7 protein-coding genes and 1 tRNA gene are annotated in these 6,373 nt (G+C 48.3%); 6 read left to right on the top strand and 2 right to left on the bottom strand.

What is annotated here, in order from left to right; all coding sequences use genetic code 11:
* The 4 genes from ACEW8P_RS21310 to ACEW8P_RS21295 all read left to right on the top strand — a co-directional run.
* The coding region (locus ACEW8P_RS21310; protein ID WP_373515090.1) for a CHRD domain-containing protein at positions 1–803 on the top strand (803 nt) is incomplete at its 5' end.
* A gap of 164 nt (positions 804–967) precedes the next feature.
* The gene (locus ACEW8P_RS21305; RefSeq protein ID WP_373515089.1) at positions 968–2,527 is read left to right on the top strand and encodes a GNAT family N-acetyltransferase; all 1,560 of its coding nucleotides are present in this window, start codon (positions 968–970) and stop codon (positions 2,525–2,527) included.
* 91 nt (positions 2,528–2,618) lie between these two features.
* Positions 2,619–3,281 carry a hypothetical protein gene (locus ACEW8P_RS21300; RefSeq protein WP_373515088.1) on the top strand — a complete coding sequence of 221 codons (663 nt, stop codon included), beginning with the start codon at positions 2,619–2,621 and terminating at the stop codon, positions 3,279–3,281.
* A 282-nt stretch (positions 3,282–3,563) separates the two neighbouring features.
* Complete coding sequence (locus tag ACEW8P_RS21295) at positions 3,564–3,944, top strand: hypothetical protein (protein WP_373515087.1); 381 nt, start codon at positions 3,564–3,566, stop codon at positions 3,942–3,944.
* A gap of 112 nt (positions 3,945–4,056) precedes the next feature.
* Here ACEW8P_RS21295 and ACEW8P_RS21290 read toward each other — a convergent pair.
* Positions 4,057–4,130 (bottom strand) — tRNA-Ala (locus ACEW8P_RS21290).
* A 370-nt stretch (positions 4,131–4,500) separates the two neighbouring features.
* On the opposite strand from ACEW8P_RS21290, the gene ACEW8P_RS21285 reads away from it, so the two are divergent.
* Positions 4,501–5,613: a fatty acid desaturase gene (locus ACEW8P_RS21285; protein ID WP_373515086.1), complete on the top strand. Its 1,113-nt coding sequence runs from the start codon at positions 4,501–4,503 to the stop codon at positions 5,611–5,613.
* A 2-nt stretch (positions 5,614–5,615) separates the two neighbouring features.
* On the opposite strand, the gene ACEW8P_RS21280 is transcribed toward ACEW8P_RS21285, so the two are convergent.
* Positions 5,616–5,798, bottom strand: a complete 183-nt coding sequence (locus ACEW8P_RS21280) for a hypothetical protein (RefSeq protein WP_373515085.1) — start codon at positions 5,796–5,798, stop codon at positions 5,616–5,618.
* 179 nt (positions 5,799–5,977) lie between these two features.
* Here ACEW8P_RS21280 and ACEW8P_RS21275 point away from each other — a divergent pair.
* On the top strand, positions 5,978–6,373 hold a 396-nt coding region (locus ACEW8P_RS21275; RefSeq protein ID WP_373515084.1), incomplete at its 3' end, for a DUF4369 domain-containing protein.

The raw sequence follows: 6,373 nt of genomic DNA, 5'->3' as shown, positions 1-6,373 counted from the left end.
CTGTTCTTGCCGTGTTTGCTCTATTGGCAGGCTGCAAAGACCACGACATCAACGACCAAATCATCGTTCAGGAAGGACTACTACTGAGCGGTGCTCAGGAATCTCCCGCTAATGGCAGCGCTGCAGCTGGCTCGGCCGTGGTAAAGTACAACAAAACGTCCAGGATGCTGGAATACACGGTCACTTTCAATAACCTGTCTGGCAATCCCGCAGCGGGTCACATTCATGCCAGCGCCCCACGCGGAGCGAACTCTGGAGTGTTAATTCCTTTTTCCGGTTTGCCAATGGCCACATCCGGCGTGGTAGTCGGTACATCAGCAGTTGCGGCTGACAAAGAGCAAGACTTGCTGAACGGACTTTTCTACATCAACCTTCATACGGCGACTTTTCCCGGTGGCGAGATTCGCGGACAGATCGAGTTTTACAACCAAAGCTTCATCATGAGCAAAAAAGGCATCGCCTTGAGCGGTAGTCAGGAAGTTCCTGCTAAGCCTGGTTCTGCTACCGGCAGTGCCGATGTGTCGTACAACAAGAATACCAAACTCCTGAGCTACTACGTCACGTACAGCAACCTGTCGGGCAATCCGGCGGCAGGCCACATCCACGGCCCCGCAGCGCGAGGTGCCAATGCTTCGGTATTGTTCCCCTTTGCCACCGTACCAGCGGCTACCTCGGGTGCTGTTAGCGGTTCAGCCATTCTCACCGCGGCGCAGGAAGCTGATCTTCTGAACGGTTTGTTCTACTTCAATATCCACACCGCAGCCAATCCCGGTGGCGAAATTCGGGGACAGATTGAATTCTGATCTGACCACTTACCAACTTCGTTGATCGAAGACAAGAAAAAAATTGCTCAAAAGCCTCGGATTTGTCAGTCCGGGGCTTTTTTGTATTTTTGCAAAAAGTAGAATAATTCAATTCGACAGGCGTTCAGGTTGAATTATTTTTTATAGCAACCCGAAATATTTATATGAAAATAATAAACAGAGAACTTGTCGAGGAAGACTACGCCGACCTAAAGGAAGCCATGATCGAAGCCTATCAGGGCATCGGTGGCGAGTACTGGCGCAAGTCAAAAATCGACTTGCTGCTGGGCAAGTTCCCCGAAGGCCAAATCTGCGTGGAAGTGGACGGTAAGGTCGTGGCCGTGGCGCTATCCATCATCATCGACTACGACAAGTTCGGCGACGAACATACCTACCCCGAAGTGACGGGCAACTACACCTTCAAAACCCACGACCCAAAGGGCGATGTACTTTATGGCATCGAGGTATTCGTACACCCCGAGTACCGCGATATGCGCCTGGGTCGCCGCCTTTACGATGCCCGTAAGGAACTTTGCGAACGGCTCAATCTGCGCAGTATCGTGGCTGGGGGGCGCATCCCCAACTACAACACCTACGCCAAGGAGATGACGCCGAAGCAGTACATTGACAAGGTGAAACGACGAGAGTTGTACGATCCGACGCTGACGTTCCAACTGGCAAATGATTTCCACGTAAGGAAAGTACTCAATGGCTACCTGCCCGGTGACACAGAATCTAAGGATTACGCTACGTTGCTGGAATGGAACAACATTTATTTCCAACCCGGCAACCGTCGCACCAATCCTTCGGATTCTATCATCCGCATCGGCGTGGTACAGTGGCAAATGCGTCTTTTTAAGGACGTCAATGCCTTTTTTGAGCAAGTAGAATTTTTTGTGGATGCTGTGAGTTCCTACAAAGCGGATTTCATTCAGTTCCCCGAATTTTTCAATATGCCGCTGCTGGCGCAGTTCAACGACATGCCCGAGCCTCAGGCCGTCCGCAAACTAGCCGACTACACCGATGTGGTTCGTAAAAAGATGCAGGAGTTTGCTATCTCCTATAATGTCAACATTGTGGGCGGCTCCATGCCGCTGGTGGAGGACGGAAAACTGTACAATGCTGCCTATCTCTACCGCCGCGATGGCACGAGCGAGGAGTTTCGTAAGATTCACATCACGCCCAATGAGGTGCGCCACTACGGTATGGTGGGCGGCGACGAGGTACGTGTCTTCGATACAGATTGCGGCAAGATCGGCATCGTGATTTGCTACGACATCGAGTTCCCCGAGCTGAGCCGCCTGTTGGCGCGCCAAGGTATGGAAATACTCTTTGTCCCCTTCCTCACTGACACACAGAATGGCTATATGCGGGTAAGAAATTGCGCGATGGCGCGGGCTATAGAGAATGAGTGCTACGTGGCCATTTCGGGCTGTGTAGGCAACTTGCCCCGCGTCGAGAACATGGACATCCACTACGCGCAGTCGGCGGTGTTCACACCTTCCGACTTCCAGTTTCCTACCAACACGATCAAGGCCGAAGCTACCGCTAATACTGAGATTATGCTCATCGTAGACGTGGATTTGCTCCAATTGAAGGAATTGCACGAACATGGCTCAGTGCAAATTATGAAGGACCGTCGAACCGACTTATACGATGTGGTAATGCGCAAAAAGCCAAAGCCCAAGCCGCAGGGAGAGTTGATCTCTGATGGAGCCATGTAAGGGCTGGCTACTAATATTTTGTAAAAAAGGGAGGGAAACATTTCCCTCCCTTTTTTGTATATTGGCAAAACCGTTCAATCACAACAGTCGTATGAAAACTACCATAATCTTGCTCGCTCTCCTACCCTGTATGGCTTGGTCGCAACAGGAGATATCCTACGATTCCACGACGGATGTACATCGTTTCGCCTTCCGGGGCCAGTTGTACGACTATCGGGCCGACAATCAGCAAAGTACCTACCGTACGGTGGCGATTAAGGGGTCACCCTTTCTGTTTAAGGACTGGCAAACAAGCAGCCTGCCCACCCACCGGGGCGACGCCTTACACTTTCCACTGAACTACAATATCATGGAAGATTACGTAGTCGTGAGTATGGCTTCCGCTGAGAAAATCATCTACCCCGAATCTTTTGAGATTAAAGACCGAATATTTATTCGCCTACGAAACCAATACTTCGAAGCTGTCTACACGGGAAGGGAAACCAAACTCCTTCGCCGATACAACGCGCGGCTCGACAAGGTGGAGCGGAACGGATACAACGAGAATGTGAAGTATGACTACGAATACTCCAAAAGCGAGGATCTTTTCTTGCAAGAGTCAGATGGCAATATCATTCCGGTAAAGCTCAACGAACGCAATCTACTCTCCAAGCTTCCCGATGCAAAGACCGCTCGGCAGATCATCAGGGAACATAAACTCAATCTGCGAAGAGAGGAAGATTTGTTGGTGCTGCTGACGAAACTGGAACAATAAATTGGCATTGTTTTTCCGTCGGGTTCTTCTATCCCTTTCCTGTCTCTTCTTACTCTTCCATATTCAGTAGCTTGAACGGCACTAGCCAGTTGTTCCCAGCAATTGATTCTGGCTTTTACCTCAACGCCTCAGAGGAGCTAATGCACTTCCCATTTTACAACTCAACCGCTAACCCAATTTTTGAACCGCCCATGTACTTTGTTATACATAGTACTTGCCAATACCTCACCTTTGTAGAGTCAATAATGACAAACATTAGCCAAAACCAAAAACTACAAAGCCATGAAAAATTCATTCAAATCCCTGATCTGCGCTTTGGCGCTCAGCACCACGGTTGCCTTCGCCGGACCTGGCGACAATGCCAAGAAGCCCACGACTTTCGAGGCAGTCATTTACAAAAACATTGACGGCGGTGTGAACGTCAACGTCGAAAAAACGCCACTCAACTACGCCGCCGTACTGATTACCACCGCCAACGGCGATTTGCTGACCCGCCAAAGCATCGGTAGAAAGCAGACGAAAGCAGCCATGAAGTTCAACTTGCGCGGGCTAGAGGACGGGGCCTACAAAATCTCGGTTGTCAGCAGGGGTGAGAAAGTAGAGAAAGAATTCACGATTACTAGCCAGGAAAAGGTGGTAAAGCGGACGTTGACCTTCGAATAAGCTTTTTTGAGGAGTGTATTGAGGAATCGGGTGCGGCTACTGCTGCGCCCGATTTTTTCTGGGCGGTGGGATAGAAAACGGCGTTCCTGATCCCAGGAACGCCGTCTTTATGTGGAGAATATCGGATTCGAACCGATGACCTCTTGCATGCCATGCAAGCGCTCTAGCCAACTGAGCTAATCCCCCGTTCATTCTTTCCCGATTACTGTTTCAGAATGGGAGTGCAAATATGCAGGTCAGAAATCATTTTCGCAAGCGTCTCCCGGATTTTTTGTTGAAAAATGCGGGAGACGCTCAATGAGTGCCTTTGAAACATAATTGCTAATCACTCGTTATATAAAGTATATCTACAATAGTATAGGATCGCTCCCAAGAAAAATTTCGCACAGTTCTTACTGGATTCATCTCCGCGCTTTTTCTGCGTTTTGCTTCTTCACCGAGTCCGTTTTAAAATTCTTTCTGCTACTTTTGAAGCAGACCGTAAGAACCCAATCAATTATATAGCGGTTAAGCCAGTTCCCGCCCCTACCCTACCGCCCTGGTAGAAACCAATTTTATGACACAAAAACCCAAAATTCGCTTTGTAAACAAAGACAAGAACAAGTTTTTTCTTACCTTGAAGAAAAGAGTAGATGAGCACTTTACCAATCAGGGCCTCTCTCGCCATGCCAATGGCACTATGGTACTCAAGACAATAGTTTTGTTGTGTGCGTACATCTTACCCTTTATCTTCATCCTACTCTTCAATCCTCCTCTCTGGTTGAGCTTGCCGCTTTGGATTGTTATGGGTCTGGGCATTGGGGGCATTGGTATGAGTATAATGCATGACGCCAACCACGGAGCCTACTCGGCCAGTGAAAATGTCAACAAATGGATGGGTTATTCAATCAACCTGGCGGGAGGCGGAGTTCTGAACTGGAAATTGCAGCATAACACTCTTCACCACATGTACACTAATGTGGTGCCGATGGACGAAGACATACAGGATCGATTGATAGTAAGGCTTTCTCCTCACACCGACGTACGAGGTATTCATCGCTTTCAGTGGATATATGCCTTCTTTTTCTACGGAATTCTAACTTTATACTGGGTAGTAGCCAAAGATTTTGTGCAACTTGTGACCTTCACAAAATCGGGTGTTAATACTCAAACCAGAAAAGAAAACGTAGCTACATTGGTGAAGTTGATCGTTATGAAGGTTGTTTACTTCATAGTATTTTTCTTTGTGCCGATTTACATATTCGGCTTACCGTTCGGAGAAATTCTGGCCGGGTTCCTGCTTATGCACTTCACCGCCGGATTGGTTCTGACTGTCATATTCCAATTGGCGCATACCGTGGAAGGAACTGATCACCCGCAGGCAAACGAAAAAGGTATAATCGAAAACGACTGGGCCATTCATCAGCTTCAGACTACAGTCAATTTTTCCCGCCAAAACAAGTGGCTCTCCTGGTATGTGGGAGGCCTGAACTTTCAGGTGGAACACCACCTGTTTCCTCGCATATGTCACGTCCACTACCCTTCCATTGCGCCCATCGTGAAGCAAACTGCCGAAGAATTTGGACTAGTGTATCTCGAAAATGAAACATTCGGCCAGGCCTTACAGTCCCACGTGTCCACGCTTAAAAGGTTTGGTCAGTTGCCCGATTGGAACGAGGCGATCGGTTAATTCTATTTGCCGCCGCCAAACATTCGGGAAATACCGTAAATAACAACGCCAATCACGACGAAGACAAGGATCACACCAGTCCAGACGCCGCCCTCGAAGATGTCGCCCGCTAGTTCGCAGCTTACGAGAGTAACGGCTAATAAAAAGATTACCAGGTAGTTGATGGAATTGGCAAGGGCTTTCATAGTTGTATAATTAAGGGATGAGTTACTGATGTTTTTCCCCTATCAAAACTGTGCCATTAAGCTGAGCATAGGTGCGCTCCCCAGGTTTTTAAACATCGTTAAATCTTAGTAACGACCTTCATTTCATCAGATTCCATATCCTATCTTTGTTACGGACTAGACCTAAACTACCCGTAATCATGGAAAATATTCAATCGACTGGCCTTTCATTCCGACTAATTTTCTCCTGCTTGGCGGCCGCTATCTTGCTTTCTTGTAGCCAGAGTGAGCCAGCAACCATTACAATTAAAGGTAATTTAAAGTACCTGCCCTCTGGAAGCGTGGTTTTACAGATGCTCGATTCCGATGGCTGGAAGACGATCGATTCGGTCGTTGCAAAAGGCGGAATTTTTGAATTCAACTTACCAGTGGCGCAATATCCTGAACCAGTTCTGGTAGGGATCAGCCATTACGATACTGCTGGGATCAAGAGGCCGATCATTTCTTCTACGGGTACGAAGGGGAGAGCAGGATATGGCGGGATAGAAGCCACAAGCGAGTTTCTTTTGGAAGATGGTATCGAGTTAGCGGGCCCT

The organism is Persicitalea sp. (genome assembly GCF_041751555.1).
Taxonomy (GTDB): domain Bacteria; phylum Bacteroidota; class Bacteroidia; order Cytophagales; family Spirosomataceae; genus Persicitalea.
This window is presented reverse-complemented; position numbering and strand designations above follow the sequence as displayed.